Annotated in this window: 13 protein-coding genes and 1 tRNA gene; 6 read left to right on the plus strand and 8 right to left on the minus strand. The window is 35.7% G+C overall.

The features are described from left to right. A partial coding sequence (locus tag EO766_RS09355; RefSeq protein ID WP_287100667.1) for a transposase occupies window positions 1–154 on the plus strand: 154 nt, incomplete at its 5' end. 230 nt (window positions 155–384) lie between these two features. Here EO766_RS09355 and EO766_RS09360 read toward each other — a convergent pair. The 3 genes from EO766_RS09360 to EO766_RS09370 are packed head-to-tail and all read right to left on the minus strand — an operon-like array spanning window position 385 to window position 3,131. Beyond that, the gene (locus EO766_RS09360; RefSeq protein ID WP_074421062.1) at window positions 385–1,665 is read right to left on the minus strand and encodes a DUF6965 family protein; all 1,281 of its coding nucleotides are present in this window, start codon (window positions 1,663–1,665) and stop codon (window positions 385–387) included. 56 nt (window positions 1,666–1,721) lie between these two features. Then, the gene (locus EO766_RS09365; protein ID WP_081301278.1) at window positions 1,722–2,882 is read right to left on the minus strand and encodes an AAA family ATPase; all 1,161 of its coding nucleotides are present in this window, start codon (window positions 2,880–2,882) and stop codon (window positions 1,722–1,724) included. 12 nt (window positions 2,883–2,894) lie between these two features. Next, window positions 2,895–3,131 carry a helix-turn-helix transcriptional regulator gene (locus EO766_RS09370; RefSeq protein WP_074419930.1) on the minus strand — a complete coding sequence of 79 codons (237 nt, stop codon included), beginning with the start codon at window positions 3,129–3,131 and terminating at the stop codon, window positions 2,895–2,897. A 1,021-nt stretch (window positions 3,132–4,152) separates the two neighbouring features. Between EO766_RS09370 and EO766_RS09375 the strand changes: the two genes are divergently transcribed. Further along, window positions 4,153–4,893, plus strand: a complete 741-nt coding sequence (locus EO766_RS09375; protein ID WP_074419928.1) for a hypothetical protein — start codon at window positions 4,153–4,155, stop codon at window positions 4,891–4,893. A gap of 987 nt (window positions 4,894–5,880) precedes the next feature. Next, window positions 5,881–7,533 (plus strand): ATP-dependent nuclease, encoded by a 1,653-nt coding sequence (locus EO766_RS09380; RefSeq protein ID WP_074419926.1) that lies wholly within the window; start codon window positions 5,881–5,883, stop codon window positions 7,531–7,533. A 49-nt stretch (window positions 7,534–7,582) separates the two neighbouring features. Here EO766_RS09380 and EO766_RS09385 read toward each other — a convergent pair whose 3' ends face one another. Then, window positions 7,583–8,563 (minus strand): IS110 family RNA-guided transposase, encoded by a 981-nt coding sequence (locus EO766_RS09385; RefSeq protein WP_143439385.1) that lies wholly within the window; start codon window positions 8,561–8,563, stop codon window positions 7,583–7,585. A 221-nt stretch (window positions 8,564–8,784) separates the two neighbouring features. On the opposite strand from EO766_RS09385, the gene EO766_RS09390 reads away from it, so the two are divergent. The 3 genes from EO766_RS09390 (at window position 8,785) to EO766_RS09400 (ending at window position 11,388) form a co-directional block, all read left to right on the plus strand. Next, the gene (locus EO766_RS09390) at window positions 8,785–9,351 is read left to right on the plus strand and encodes a Crp/Fnr family transcriptional regulator (RefSeq protein ID WP_074419924.1); all 567 of its coding nucleotides are present in this window, start codon (window positions 8,785–8,787) and stop codon (window positions 9,349–9,351) included. A gap of 72 nt (window positions 9,352–9,423) precedes the next feature. After that, window positions 9,424–10,305: an aldo/keto reductase gene (locus EO766_RS09395; protein ID WP_074419923.1), complete on the plus strand. Its 882-nt coding sequence runs from the start codon at window positions 9,424–9,426 to the stop codon at window positions 10,303–10,305. A 198-nt stretch (window positions 10,306–10,503) separates the two neighbouring features. Further along, window positions 10,504–11,388, plus strand: a complete 885-nt coding sequence (locus tag EO766_RS09400; RefSeq protein ID WP_074419922.1) for a hypothetical protein — start codon at window positions 10,504–10,506, stop codon at window positions 11,386–11,388. 636 nt (window positions 11,389–12,024) lie between these two features. Here EO766_RS09400 and EO766_RS09405 read toward each other — a convergent pair. The 4 genes from EO766_RS09405 to EO766_RS09420 form a co-directional block, all read right to left on the minus strand. Beyond that, entirely contained in the window at window positions 12,025–12,933 is a 909-nt protein-coding gene (locus EO766_RS09405) for a hypothetical protein (RefSeq protein WP_074419921.1), read from the minus strand. A 33-nt stretch (window positions 12,934–12,966) separates the two neighbouring features. Further along, window positions 12,967–14,037, minus strand: a complete 1,071-nt coding sequence (locus EO766_RS09410) for a tyrosine-type recombinase/integrase (RefSeq protein WP_074419920.1) — start codon at window positions 14,035–14,037, stop codon at window positions 12,967–12,969. A gap of 195 nt (window positions 14,038–14,232) precedes the next feature. Next, a tRNA-Leu gene (locus EO766_RS09415) sits at window positions 14,233–14,316 on the minus strand. 64 nt (window positions 14,317–14,380) lie between these two features. Further along, window positions 14,381–15,667, minus strand: a complete 1,287-nt coding sequence (locus EO766_RS09420) for an acetyl-CoA hydrolase/transferase family protein (protein WP_074419919.1) — start codon at window positions 15,665–15,667, stop codon at window positions 14,381–14,383. Window positions 15,668–15,763 lie beyond the last annotated feature (96 nt).

Consider the following 15,763-nt stretch of genomic DNA (forward strand, 5'->3'; position numbering starts at 1 on the left):
ACGACGATACAAAAACAGGTGGAAGATCGAAAGAGTCTTTGCCTGGATTCAGCAGTTTCGACGTTGTCAAACAAGATTTGATTACTATGATGCTAATTTTCTCGGATTTGTACAATTAGCTTGTACAATTATATTATTAAGAAACTACTTTTGAGATACGCTCTAATTGTTTTTGAATCGTACCATAAATACCAGCTATTAAGAATTGACTTTACTTTAGTATTGGTAATTATTTTATTTTCTTTGTTTATCCACCAACAAGCCAATGCTATATTTAAACACTTGTCAGTAATTGCAACATTATTTTTTTTTGCATAATTAACTATTGCCTTATGTGATTTTAATATGTTATTTAGGGTTGATAATCTCATTTTTATTTATAATTTATTTGTTATTGTTTGATATTATTTGTTTCAATTCCTGTAATCGGTTTAGGTATGGTAAAAAGGTTTGTTTGCCTTTGTTCGCTTTCACAGTGGCAAGATGGCTTTCAATAAATGAGGAACAGTTGGTTATTGTGCTGCACCCGTTCAACTTTACAGAATGGGCTGGTAATTCAATGTTTGCAAAGTAGTTTTCAAGTTCGATAATATCCTGTTCCCAGCTTACGGTATTCGGTTGTTCAGGTTTACTGAAATAGTAAACGGGTTCGGGCTGTTCAAACGGTATTACCTCAACCAATGTTTGAACGGCTGGGGGTGGTTCGGTGGCTTCGGATTCAGGTAGGGCAAAGGCTTTGTAATTGAATCTTATTAAATAATCGGCAAGGTCAAGCCCTTGTTTCCTTTCTGCTTCAGTTGCTTTGCGTTCCAATAAATCGGAAACAGTAAATATTGTAATGTGTGAAAGTTCCTTTGCCCTGCTGCTCCATTTTTCAAACCCATTGAGGTCGGGAAATAGTGTAACAGTTCGCCCCTTTAGTATGCTGCATTTTTCAGCGTTAAGGTTGGTAAGACTGCCAACTGCAACCCAAATAAACTGGGGTAAATAAACGCTGGCAATAATAGCTGTTTTTTCGCTTTCAACTATAGCAACGGGTTTTGTTTTATCAATTAGTAAGTGTTCGCCAAATAAACATTGCCTTAACTCAAATTCGGGCTGTTTGAGGACTTTATGTACCCAGTTAATATGGTTGAACGGTTCTTTTACTCTTTTGCCTGTGGTGGGGCTGTAAAGCATTATTTTGCCCGTTCTTACTTTGCCCTGTGTATCTATTTGCCAAAATACCGTTGCACCGTTCCAATATTTTGAGGTGGCAATAAAATAACGACTTACTAATTCGCTGGCAACCCCAACCCCGAACAGGTTAATAAGGAACTTTACAAAGTTGTTCATTTGGTACGATGTGGGATTCAGGCTGTCTTTAAATACCTCAACGGGAATGAATGAAACGGGCTTTGGTTGAGGTGTAACAGGTCGAAGTTTGTATGCTTTGGGCTGGGGGGTATCAAACGAAATATTGTTATCCTGAAAATATTGTTTCGGGGTGTAGTGGTAACCGCAATTATTTTGACGGTTGCACCTACCAACGTTGGGGGATATGTGTTTGCCTGTTTCCGTATCAATGTATCTGGAAAAGGTTTTATCCCTTTGCTGGCAACTGGGGCAAGGGTAACGGGTATTCATTCCATTGTATGGTTCTAATATATATTTGCGTTCACTCATTTTTTACTTATTTTGGTAACATTAGTAACATTTAGTAACATTGGTAACAGGTGTTACTAAGTGTTACTACTGTTACTAATCCTGTTTGTAATCCGGCTAACTTTTACTTTAAAGCTATTAAACTTGCTTTCGTCCTTACATAACCGTTTTGCAATGGTATATGCTGTTATGCCGGGTTCAGCTTGTAATAATTCTTTGATACTGTTTTCTAATTCAGATTTTTCACTTTCACTAATTTGGATCAGGTGTTCCCGTTCTGTTCCGTAATTGAGAAACTCAAATTGTAAAAAATTAGAGGGCTTAGCTATTTGACAAATACAAACATATTCAGCATCGTAAATTTGTTCGGTGTTCCGCTGCTTAATCTGTTTCAGGTAGCGTAAATTTTTATCGATGTGGCTTTCACCGATTGAAAAGGAACTATCACAAAAGTTTATTAGCATCTTACTGCCTTGTAAATCATTTCGGGTTATGGGTTTTGATAAATCCCTTTTCGGTGTGTGTGCAAGTGCTAATATTGAAAGCCCGTATTTGTTCTTTAATGCTTTCAAATGTTTCATTAAGGGCAAAGCATCTTTAGCCTTTTCAGTTTCATTTTTGAGGTAAGTAATGTTATCAATGATTAAAACCTTTGCCCCTGTTTCGGTAATACTTCGTTCCAACGAATGGTTAAGGTAACCCTCAAAGGTTTGGTTTTCGGGTATTACTGCATCCGGGTTTATTTCAACCCGTATAAAGTTGTTATCAAAGCTGTAATGCTGTTTAAACTTTATTGAATATCGGTTTTCAAATTGTTTGTCGCTTAACTCAAAATCAAAATACAAAATCGGTTGCTTTGGTGTTTCCAATTTAAAGCCCACTATCTGTTCGCACCTGCTTATGCTATTACCAATTTGCACGGCTAAAATTGACTTACCTAAATTGGTATCGGCAAACAAAATACATAGTTCCCCTTCAAACCAAAATTCACCAAAAAGCATTTTTGGAATAGGTCGGGTTTTCGCCTGTTCAATCCAACGGCTGGCTGTTTTTACGGTGAACAGCCCTTTGTTTTCTTTGGCTTCATTGCCTTGCATTAAAAGCCTTTCAGCTTCGGTTTTAATATCCTCAACCCCGATACCGTATTTTTCAAATTCAAATTGAGGATAAAGTTCATTTAATTGCTTATCTTTGGGGCTGTTAAATATCTCATTAATCCCGTAATTCTTAGTATTCATAATCGGGGTTTTTTATTTGTGAGTATTTACGTAAGTTGCTGCCTGTATTTGCTTCTCCTGGTAACTTGTATTACTATTAGATAGCATCCAGGCTTCTAATTTTTCCCTGTCGAAAAAAATACGTTTCCCATTAGGTTTACTAAACGGCAAGATGCCGTTGGCAGTCATCTTATACACATACGATTTTGCATACCCTAAGTACTGGCATCCCTCTTCAAAGGTTAATACCCTTTTGTTTTGAAAATTCATATTAAATAAATTAAAAACTTAAAAAAATGAATAACCGGTCATCCTGTTAACGTAACGAAGATGGTAACAAAAGGAAGGGAAAATAATACTATTGGTAGAGTGTGTAGTTGATATGTAGTTGGTGTAGTTTGAAATACCTGTTATTATTCACTTTCAGGTAAATGAGCTGTTTTATTTTTATAACTACATGTTTATTTTCATGTAGTTGGTTTGGGGCTTTTAAAATGTGCTATTGCTTTTATCAAAATTTTATATCGTCCTTAGGCTTTTTCATCTCTATTATTTTGAAGTGCTCCAGCATCAATGTCCTTACCATTGTGGAAAAAACAGTTGCAGGTTTTTGTAAGATAGGTTTGGATGGCATTTTTAATGCAAGGCGATGAGCGTATTTTTTTCAAAAAATTGTAAGTCTTTAATAAAAGTGTTACTCTCTCTGCATCAAGTTGATATAGATACCCTTCAGGACAGCCAACCATAATTTATACATACCCTAAGGCAATACCCACAAACAAAAAGATAATTTTGAACTGCCTACAGCTACTCAGATTGTTTGGGCAGATGACAGGGAACAGCATACAACCAAAGTGAATGCCCGGTATTTGATTTTTAGGTAGCCAGTAATGGTATATAGGCTTTAAAACCCATCACCAACTACCGAAAATGTTTAACACATAATCTGCCAAATTGCCATTTGCTATAAAGTATTTGGATGATGTTATAAATTTCTATATATTTATTTTTTATAGATGTAGAACGCATAGATCCAGCAAGGCAAATAGCTAACGCATGGTTTAATTGTAAACAATAAGCTGTGGGTGAGGGCAGCGAAGCTATAGGTAAGAGTGACCAAAGAAGGGAAGAAGACATTCAATAAAGGTTGGCTTTACGAAAGCGTGTAAAAATGTATATGTATTGCGCAAAAATGATATAAGAAATTGAAAATCAATGCAACAATATTTTTTAACATAATAAAGCGGAACGCCTAAATATTCGTAAATAAGCGAGTTGGCTGTAATTTTCAATGACACTACCCGATAAAATAAATATTGCACTTGCGACACTCACTGCTTGTTATGTTTACTTAACTTATAGGCTATTACGTGTAGCATCAAAAACGAATGACACCAACCGAAATCTGTTGACAGAGCAGTTTAGATTGTCAAATTTTCCCATTTTGAATTTTGTGTCTTATTCCGAAGAAAACTTGAATTATCTAAAAATTCAAAACATTGGAAATACCCCATCATATGACATAGACATCTGGCTATTCCTTACAATAACAGATGAAGAAATAACGCCTGAGAACTATTTTGACACTTATGTCCCAGACAAGAATAAAAAATACATCAAGTTTGATAAAATAAAATATAGCGACAACTGGGGAATTTCTGACCGTGGCTGTTATCCAGTTTTAATTCCTAAAGCATCAATTCATATTCCTTTAAATTATCCACCTGTTGATGACTGGTTCTTTGATGTTTTGATACAATATCGAGATGTGTTAGGCAATAACTACTATCAGAGATTATTGTATAAGTCAAATCATCTTGACGGACAACCATATGTGGCAGACGAAATTGAGCCACCAATTCCTACCCTTATAGAAAGAATTGATTTCACAGATGAAAAGCTTGATGCGAAAAAACTAAATGAAGCATTTGCATGGTTGTACGAAAATTACAAAGCTTCCTTTTATGCTGACTCCTTAATTACAGGTCTGAACGTAGGACCAAGTTTAAAATGGAAAATTGCTTATGAATAAAACTACAGCCAACAGTTGAACCAACATTGCTTTGCGCAATGAGATGATGTTTTAACTTAGTGTTACTAAATTATTTATACAATGGAAAAAAAACAGTAACACCGTATGCAATTAATGCATTGCAGCGCACTTCAGATTTAATGGCATTAGGCCACTACAGTGAACTTACCCGTAAACATCTATGTTAGCAGAGGATGGTTAGACAAATATCCTTTACTGGTAGCTTAAACTTTACGACGCAACCGGCAGTGCGTGGTGATATTGACATGCCTCAACACAAAAAAATAAGTAAAAAAAGTAATCAATAGTTTGTATATTAGCTAACGCTTACAATGGACAACAGTTTCTAGACAGTCAAGAAATTGAGTTTGACGACCAAAATGACTTACTTGACAAAGTTCATCGAAAAGGTCTTGGTTACCATATAGTTGCTATGGCTTATGTTTGGAACAATTGGTTTGACGAAGCTTTTCGACTTGAAAGTAATTTTATGAGTAGAATGTATTGGCATTCATTTTCGGAAGGTATCGGACAATACTTAGAAATGCTAATCATAAAACAACAAACAGAACATTTGAAAATCTTATTTTCTGACATTGAGTTTAAATATGCTTTTTTGACACATTATGAAGTTTTCGTGTCGCTTTTAATCAACCCAGAATATACAATTACAAAAATGAATGAATTTGTTCCGTTAGTAAACAAAGTAAATGGACTCAATAAAACGTATGGCGACGGATACAAGTTTATTTGACAAAAAGGCGAACGCACAACATTGCATTGGCGTTATGTCGGCGGACAGATTAATGAACTTCAGCTTCAGCTATTTATCATTTTCAGTTCGAGCTGGACATTATTAATTTAGCTGTGGTTCTTATCTTCATCTTTTGTAATTTTATTCAGCATTAGTTATGGGCTGATGTTTTTCAAATTCCGCCACATCGCCAATGCGTGAACCGTTACCGGCAAGCATAAAGAACGAAACTAATGAAAATATCAAACATAAGAATAGAAAACTTTCGCTCAATAGAGACAACTAGTTTTGACCCGACAGACTTCAATATTTGCGTTGGGCAGAACAATTGCGGTAAGACAAATTTCTTTGAAGCAATTGAATTCTTTTTCAATGGTATTGGACGTAGTGGCAACATAAATGACCTAAAGTTTAAACGTGAAGTCGACAGAGAAATCTTAGTTGAATTGACTTTTACAGGAGTATTAGACGGTGCTGCCCAAATGCAACACGAAGGGAATAGAACGAAAATTGAGAATGTATTGAGCGGGAATGACGTTGTGACTGTAAGGCGTTCAAGTTCTAATCCGACAAAAAGAAAGGTTTTTGTAAACCGGCAAGAAGTTAATCCAGGAACAGGCTTTGACGCTGCATTAAATGATTTCCTTCCAAAATTTGAGTATGTAAATACTAAGCAATACTATGACAGTGTTGCAAAATATGGGAAGTCAACTCCCATCGGCATAATGCTATCAGGAGTATTGACAGCTATATTAGAAGAAAATGAAAAATATCAACAGTTTCAGGAAAAATTTAGAGAACTATTTGAAGATGATGATTCTCAAATTAAAGCAGAATTTGAAAACATAGGAAACTGTGTTAAAATTCATTTAGAAAAGCAATTCCCTGACTGCACAAAAGTTAAGTTTGAAGTTTCTGCACCCGTTTTTGATGACCTTTTAAAAAACTTTGAAACCACAGTTGACGATGGAATTGAAACCTCAGCAGAAGAAAAAGGCGATGGGATGCAGAGAGCTTTAATGCTTGCAATAATTCAGGCTTATGCAGACTTTAGAAAAGCTAACGAAGATTTAGGCAAGTCTTTTATTTTCTTCATTGACGAAGCAGAATTGCATTTACATCCGACAGCTCAAAGAAATTTAAAAAATGTGCTTCACCAACTCTCTACACATACAGACCAAGTTTTTATTAATACGCATTCATCTGTTTTTGTAGCTGACAACTACCCTCATCAAACAATTTTTAAAGTTGAGAAAAACAATGGAGCAACTTCAATAACACCAGTTTCTGATTTTGAAAAGCCTTATGTAGTTTTTGAATTACTTGGTGGCAGTCCAGCAGATTTATTACTTCCACGCAACTTCTTAATTGTTGAAGGTCAAAGTGAATTTGAACTATTAACAAGAGTAATTAGAAGATTCTATGCAGACCGACCGACAATTCAGATTATAAAAGCAAATGGAGACATTGACCAAGTTGTAAGAACGATTAACGCTATTGAAAAAGCATTCATACCCTTGGGTGCAAGTATTTACAGAGATAGAACTGTTATTCTTATTGACCAACCAAGTCAACAGACACAAGGCGGTGTAACACAGTTTTTACAGAAATATAACCATTTACAACAAAACAATCAATTCTTTCAACTTGGAGCAAGAGACATTGAACAATGTTACCCAGACCCACCAGACCAGACCTATGGCAATTGGAGAAAAACACAAGAAGAACTTGACGCTTTAAAACCAAACGGTGATAAGATAATTGATGGCAAAAAGAAAAAGCAACTTGCCAAACAGGTTGGTGAAAATATAAGTCAAAGTCAGTTTGAAAAAGACTTAGTAATTTGTTTTAATGCATTACAAAGATGTTGGGAATTGGCGTATTGACAGACATAAAAACAAGAATGCCAGCCGGTAACAGTAGTCAGGACTTCAGTTATTTTACTACACCCATTTCATAAGGTTGCTGATGAACCAATACGTAACGGATGCGATGGAGTAATTTTCGTGCGATCTTGATGATAACAGTCCGGCATTCCTTCCGTTTGATCTGCTCCTGGAAAAATAAAGCCATCGCAGGATCGACTCGTTTGGCTACCCATGCACTCTCCACAAGATCGCTTCTCAACTGCCGGTGTTTTCTCACTGTCAGCGATCCTCGGGTTTCGTTCTCTCCGCTACTATGTTCCATGGGCATAAGTCCTACAAAACTGTTAAGGTGATAGAATGTTTCAAAGCGCTTTACATCGCCTATTTCAACTAATAAGCTGGCGGCAGTTAACGGGCCAATACCGGGAATTGACCTTAGCAGATAATAGTTCTTTTTATAACGTTGCTCACGCATCATTTTCCTGATGGCATTGCTGATGCTTAACAGTTCTTTTCGCAGAAACTCCATTTGTGTGATCATAAAATCCAAAGCTGTTCGTCGGCTAATTTGTTTACAATCCAATGCCCGTAGCCATTTAATGAAGTTGTGACTCCAACTGGCTGTGTCATATTGTTCGGGGATATCGATGCCGGTAAAAGCGAGTAGTCCCTTGATCCTGTTCTTACACCGATTCAAATCGCTCCACAGCTTCTTTCGTTGCCTGAATAAGACACGGTCTGCCTCCTGTTGTTCGTCGGGAATATGGATACCTTTCAGTACGCCAGATTGCAATCGTAGCCCCAGATTACGTGCATCGCGTGGATCTGATTTATTCAAGGTGTCTTTTTGAGAACGGAGAATATCGGCCGGATTAACGACCATACATTCAACACCCAATTGTGTAAGCTGCCGTTGTATCCAGAAACCAAACTTTCCGGCTTCGTAAGTGGCTTTAAAAACAGCACCGGGGAAATGTTTGTGCAGGTAATCCACCATCACCTGAGGGCTTGGGTTCTGATGGATATTTCGAATGAAAAGATCATTCAAATAGATACCTAGGTTCCCTTAACTGCCTCAATAGCTTCTTTAAGGAGCTCTTTAGGTTACATGGAGACTTGGCAATAGTGGGGCTGACAGTAATAAACTCTACATTTGTAATTCTATTGAGCGTTTGTAAAAATGTTGGGCTGACGTTTTTCAAATGCCCCACCATCGCCAATACGTGAACCGTAAGCCGTCATTGTAAAACGACACACTACAACTTTTGAATGACTAATAAACTAAAAACCTTACTCAAAACATTTGCAGACTTTAAGGAAAGCGAACTTGACTGTATCCTTACTTTTTTCAAACCAAAGACTGCAAAGAAAAGTAGCATTTTACTACACGAAGGAAAAATTTGCAAAGAGTTTTACTTTATAAACACAGGCTGTATTCGAACACATTTTATTGACAAAAATGGTTATGAAAAAACAAGGTATGTAGTGCTTGACAATCAAATAGGAACTGCTTTAAAAAGTTTTATCACACAAAAACCATCTAGTGAATTTGTTGAAACCCTTGACGACACAGAATATTTAGCTATTTCTTATAACGACTTTTTTCAACTCAACAAAGAATTAGAAAATTGGAAACTCTTTTATCAAACCATTTTAGAAAGAGCCTACTCATTTCAAAATAGAAAAATTGAAGCCTTAATGACGCAAACTGCCAAACAACGCTACGAAGATTTAATGAAGCGAAACCCTGAATTAACTCAACGATTAAATAATAAAATCTTGGCTTCTTACCTTGATATGAGAGAAGAAACATTAAGCAGACTTAAAACCTCATAGCACGATTTTGACCTATATCAATGTTTGTTCATTTTGATAGTTGCAATTTTGCCATTCAAAAAATCATAAAAAATGAGCAATAAAAAAACAATCACAATCGGTGCAAACACCAACCAACCAATAACTATCAACCGTTTTGGTTATGGCACAATCAGACTTACTGGCGACTTCGTTTGGGGTGAACCCAAAAGCAGAACCGAAGCATTACAAATTCTTAAAACGGCAGTAAACAAAGGCATACAATTTATAGACACAGCCGATTTCTATGGCGAAGATGTTACTAACCGACTTATTGTAGAAGCCTTATATCCCTTCCAAACCGACTTGGTAATTTGCACCAAAGTAGGTACTTCAAGAGGTGCTGATAAAAGTTGGACAGTTTTTAATAGCCCAGAAAATTTAAGAACAAGCATTGAAAATAACCTTCGCACTTTAAAAATTGAGCAATTGAAATTGGTACACTTACGAATTATGCCGAATACGAAAACACCTTTTGCAGAGCAACTACAAGCAATGTTTGAAATGCAAAAAGAGGGAAAAATTTTGCACTTTGGATTAAGTAATGTAAGCCGAGATGAGTTAACAGAAGCACTTACATCGGGACAAATTGCAAGTGTAGAAAATGCTTTTGGCTATGGACAACGAACTTCATTTAAAGCGCATTATCAAGAATACAGAGGCATGCAGGAGGTAATGAACATTTGTATCGAAAACAAAATTACGATGATACCATTTTGGTCATTGCAAAATTCATTGCCAAAAAATGATGACAAAATTTCTTTAATTGCCGAAAAATACAACGCAACACCTGCACAAATAAATTTAGCTTGGCTTTTGCATTACAACGACCTGTTTTTACCAATACCAGGGACATCAAAACTTAAACATTTGGAAGAAAACGTAAAAGCAATGGACATTTCATTAAGCGAAGATGATATGAAATATTTAGGATAAATTAGCACATAGAACAAACAACGAACGGCTAACATGAACTGTGCAAAAGTCGGGCTGAAGAATATCGCCCATCAACTGTAGGAATTCTATTCAGCTTTTGTAATTTGGCTTCTGCTAATCGAGTCTTTAGTGGCCAAGCCAGCAGTGGGATCACGGATGGCCCAACCTTCGCAAAGCCTTTAACGTTAGGCGTTATTTATGGACAACATCATTCGACCAACCATAGCAGAGATAAAAGCAAGGATTTCAGAAATTGAAAACTTGAATTTGTTAGAAGCAGATATAGATAATATTAAAGAGCTTCTAAAACTTCTCTTTACTGGATATGCATTATCAACTCCAGTTTTTGACCCGGGCTTGATTTTATTTCGAGGTATAAAATACTCTGACAAGCCATCAAACATTTCATTTTTATCCTACAGAAAAGTTGGTGCTGCTCAAGGTAGAGCAAACAGGCAAAATGAGCCCTTATTTTATTGTGCCACTATGAGAGAAATTCCGTTTTTTGAACTTGATGTAAAGCCAGGTGATAAATTGGTTATTTCTAAATGGAAGACTGCTACGCGTTTATTAGTCAATAATATTGGTTACACAAAAGAAGTTTTTAAAGATTTAAGTTCGAACAGGGAAAATCAAGAGTGGAACAAAAGTGAAAAGCTGCATCCTGAAATAACGAAAGAAGAAAATGTTTTAGTTCAAAATTTCCTTGCAAGTCGTTTTAGCCAACCAGTTCCTAAAGACAAAACTGAACTCTATAAATTGACAATAGCTATTGCTGAAAAGCATTATATCGCTGACATATTTCAAGGTCTTTTATATCCTACGATACCAATGAAAGCCAATGGTGATAACTTTGCACTAAGACCTTCATTTATTGAAAGCGGCGGACTTGAGTTTGTAGAAGCTGAATGGATTGAGATTACAAAAGAATACGACTTCAAATATGACATTAATGTTTTAGATTGGGCTAATTCTGTTTCTCAAAAAGGAGAAGTTGAATGGAAGGGTAGGCTACCCCAATGGACGATTCCTGAAGGTGAGGAATTATTTTTTTTCGATAGAAAATGGCAAACAAATCGCTAGAAACAGAGATGGAGAAATAGTTGAGCCACATTAAACAACGCCTAACAACTAAGGCTTCGTTGGGTGCGTAGCGCCAACAATGAAGCCGCCTGTTGAACGAAACCGGTAAATTATGCGGGTGTTTATTGATTATGGAGTTATCGTTTTGCTACTGTGTTGCTGTAATTGAAAATCGGGGGGGTATTATTTTTTTCAATTCTTTGTTTACTGCTGTGTGCCTTTGCTTTGCCTGATGTGTAATATTTTTCTATCGAAGTCTAAGTCCTGCAAAGCAATACTCCTTACTTCCATGCACCTTAAACCTGTATTAGCCCCCTAAAAGGCTGGAGATATGTATAGAAATAGATTGACTTATTAAAAAGTCACTAAATTTTAAAAATATGAGTATCATCAACAGAAAATGGAGTGAGGCACAAAAGTTGTAAATCATCCAGGAAGTAGAAATGTATGGCTTGCAAGAAACGCTACGCAGGTACAATTTATCTCAATCACTTTTTTATAAATAGCGAAGATGGTAACAAAAGGAAGAGAAAATACTATTGATGGTCTGTGTAGTTGCTTAGTTAGTGTGGCGTGAAATGCCTTATATCGTTGATTTTATATCACATGAACAGCTTTATTTTTATAACTACATGTTTATTTTCCTGTAGTTGGTTTGGGGCTTTTAAGATGTGCTATTGCTTGTAGCAAATATTTGTATCGTTCTTTGTTTTTTACAACTCTATTATTATTTCCAAGTTTTTTAGCATCAATGTCATTACCCTCATAAGAAAAACATTTGCAGGCGATTTTGTAAATGCCCATTTTCTTTTTGCAAACTGCTTCACTTCCCTTTTCTTTTAAGTTGTTGTGCAAAAGAAAAATAAATCTTGCAAGTTCATTCAGATCACCTTCCCATGATATTTTTTCTTTTACTCCCCCTTTTATATTGAACAAACTATTGAAAACACTTTTTGTGGTAGCTTTATCTATAAAATTATTGTTCCGCAGCACATTATAACAACTTTCTGTATCAACATTGGCAAGTAATTCAAAATAATTTTGTATTGGAATTGCATCTTCTTCCAGTTTATCTATTTCATTAAAATATGGTTCAAACACTCTATAAATGATAGTTCCAAAATAACCGATAGAATTTTTAAGTAATTCCACATATCTCTCTATGTAAATAGGTTTTATAGAATTATCGTCTGTTTTAATTTCATGTAGTACAACTTTTGGAAATGGTTCATCATAAGATTTATTAAATTCATCAGCCCAACTTCTTCTATCATAACAAAGTTCTTTATAAAAATTACTTCGCTGTTCCTTGTTTAATACTCTGACATATGTTTGTAATGTTTTAATAGTTTTTATTCTATTTTTATTCAAAAAATATGTATCCATTTCTTTTGCGTGGGTAGTTAATTTTGCGATTACATTATTTCGCTCTGATTCTATTAAAATCTCATCCTTTTTAAGTTTATTAAAAAAATTAACGAGCGTAAAGTGAAATTCAGGAATTGCACTTAGTATATTTTTAATAACATTAACTTCACCTTCCATTATTATAATTTTAAATAATAAATAATCACTTTGTTATAAATCAAAATTGATTTTGTCTGTTGCTACTTGTTTCATTGCTTCTGCTGCTTTTACATACCGTTGTGTATGCTTCAAGCTGGTATGTCCTAAAAGTTTTGAGGCGGTTAAAACATCTACCTCATTAAATATTAAGTTCGTACCAAAGCTATGCCTTCCATTATGCCAGGTTATTGCTTTTTGAATTTTAGCACGTTTTACCCATGCCTTTAATGTTTTGTTCGCTCCATTGGCAGTTGGTAATACAAAAACATCTTTATCCGGGTTTTCAGCTTTACCTAAAAGTTTGATGGCTGTTTCATTTAAAGGGGTTGTAACAGATTCTCCTGTTTTACTTTGTGTTACTTCCATTTGTTTACTATCAATCTTTATGTTTTTCCATTTTAAAGTCTTTATATCGCACCAACGTAACCCGGTAACACAAGTAAATAAAAAAGCCCTTCTCACTTCGCTGCTTTCAGTAGGGGTTGCACTCAATATTTTTAATTCCTCCAGCGTTAAGGTATCTTTCTTTTTTGCCTTGCCTTTTACTTTACGTTCTACAAAATCCAGTACATTTTCTTTCATTAATTTTTTACGATAAGCCTGTTTAATCATTTTCTTAAAGCGGCTGTAGTATGACGCTGCACCTTCACCGGTGCTATTAGCTTCTAAGTAATCTATAAAATCCTCAATAATTAATGCAGTAAGGTTGCCAAAGGTTAAACCGGGCTTTTTTATTTCAATTAAATAATCAGCAAAACGATTGAGTGCTCCCTGCATATTTCGTTTATCTTTTTTTGTGTAGCCATCAATAAAAGTCTGCATCCACGCTGTAATGATTGTTTTTTTACCTGCATCACTAACCATGTTGTAATTATTAGCTTCTAATTCGGCTGCCCTTGCCGCCTTGATAGCTTCGGCCTGTTGCATCAGTTTTTTGTTTTCTTCACGGTCACCTATATTAGAAACCTTTGAAAGTTTAAGATTTGTAAGTGTTTCAATTTTGCGCTGCCCATTATTATAAATATCTAATCTTAATGAAATGCTGCCATCGGCATTTTTGCGCTTTCTTAGTATTACACTCATTTTTCCTTTGGTTTGATGTTAGTTTCTCTAAGGTATGAATTTTAAATGAAATTGTGTACCTGAGGTACAATAGAGGTACAAAAAAAGAGAAATAAATGATAAATTAAAAGAAATGAAAAGAAAGGAAAAACGTTAAAATCCATACTGGTATTGATTTTTAGGGCATAAAAAAACCACCTTAAAAAGGTGGTTTAGTGCCCAGAACAGGAATCGAACCTGCACTACCTTGCGATAACCAGATTTTGAGTCTGGCGCGTCTACCAGTTCCGCCATCTGGGCTTGGGGCTGCAATATTAAGGCATCCTGTTTAATACACCAAAATGCTGCAGGGTATTTTCTGGTTTTAAATAAAAATTTTGAAGCGTTCGTAACAACTTTTAGTTAATGCCTCTCTATCGTCGGGGTGTGCAATATCCACTAGTAATTTTGCCCGCTGCCTTAAATTTTTGCCATATAAGTAAGCCACACCGTACTCTGTTACTACATAATGAATATGGCCCCTAGTAGTAACAACACCTGCACTTTCTCTTAAATGAGGGGTAATTCTGGAAATACCTTTTTTAGTACGGCTGGTTAGAGCAATAATGGGTTTACCTCCTTCACTTAAAGCGGCTCCACGCATAAAATCCATTTGCCCGCCAATACCACTGTATTGAAATGGCCCAATACTATCGGCGCAAACCTGTCCGGTAATATCTACTTCAATGGCGCTGTTAATGGCTATTACTTTATTGTTTCTTCTAATTACGTGTGGGTCGTTTACATAATCAATATCTAAAAAAGCAAAAGCAGGGTTATCATTTACATAATCATACAATCTTTTGGTACCAATGGCAAAACTGGTTACGTTTTTATTGGGATGAATTTTTTTGAATTTATTATTGATAATATCCTTTTCCATTAAATCAATTACCCCATCACTGCACATTTCTGTGTGCAGGCCTAAATTTTTATGATTGTGTAAAGCTTTTAAAACAGCATCAGGTATGGTACCAATACCTAATTGTAATGTACTGCCATCGTCTATCATTTCGGCAATATATTTTCCTATCTGCAATTCTTCTTTACCCGATTTGCTGCCATAATCTACTTCAGGTAATTGCTCTTCATGATATACCATTTTGGTAATATGGCTTACATGCAGCAATCCATCACCGTGGGTACGTGGCATATAGGGATTTACCTGTGCAATAATGTATTTGGCCGTATTTACAGCAGTGCGTGCTATATCAACCGATAAGCCTAAAGTACAGTAACCGTGTTCGTCGGGTAGCGATACCTGCACAATGGCAACATCAATTGGTAATACATTTTTTTTAAATAAGTCCGGAATGTCACTTAAAAATGCAGGAACAAAATCAGCACGTCCGCTATTCACGGCTTCGCGAACAGAGGCAGATACAAACAAACAGTTGATATGAAATGCTTTTTGATATTCGGGCTTGTCAATTTCAATACTACCCTGAACAGTAATAAATACCGTTTCTACATTTTCTAATCGTGGTGCTTCTTTTGCCAGCTCTCTCAATAAAAATAAGGGTGTACATGCACTGCCCTGAATAAAAACACGCTGGTTGCTCTGTATAACCGATAAAGCTTCTGTTGCACTTACATATTGAATAGGATACATGTTTTTCAGCAAAGTAACATTTGTTTTGCTGCCTGAAAAATGATTTTTGTTAGGTTAGCTGTACATTGAACATACTTAATTGAACAGGATGGTATG

The sequence above is a fragment of the Hydrotalea sp. AMD genome (assembly GCF_004100315.1).
In the GTDB taxonomy this organism is placed as follows: Bacteria; Bacteroidota; Bacteroidia; order Chitinophagales; family Chitinophagaceae; genus Hydrotalea; species Hydrotalea flava.